Below are 266 nucleotides of genomic sequence, written 5' to 3'. Positions count from 1 at the left end.
GATCATAACGAAAATCCAGGTACCAGATGGAAAATGGCTCTGTCATATCTCTATACGGTGCCAGGAGTGCCAATCGTATTTTATGGATCGGAAATAGCCTTAAATGGCGATAGTGCCCCGGATAATCATAAATTGATGAATTTTAAGACAGAACAGGAATTGGTCGAATATATAACAAAGCTTTCCGATCTCAGAGACATGTACCCAGCATTGATAAAAGGGGATTTGGAGCTTTTATATGAAAAAGGTGGAGCTTCGGTTTTCAA

Annotated in this window: 1 pseudogene; it reads left to right on the top strand. The window is 39.5% G+C overall.

The features are described 5' to 3' along the window. Positions 1-57 precede the first annotated feature (57 nt). Positions 58-266: pseudogene (locus tag SB773_RS32330) on the top strand (alpha-amylase family glycosyl hydrolase); the annotation flags it as partial.

Origin of the sequence: Bacillus sp. SIMBA_074, from assembly GCF_046534555.1 — a bacterium.
Taxonomy (GTDB): Bacteria; Bacillota; Bacilli; order Bacillales; family Bacillaceae_G; genus Bacillus_A; species Bacillus_A mycoides.
This window is presented reverse-complemented; position numbering and strand designations above follow the sequence as displayed.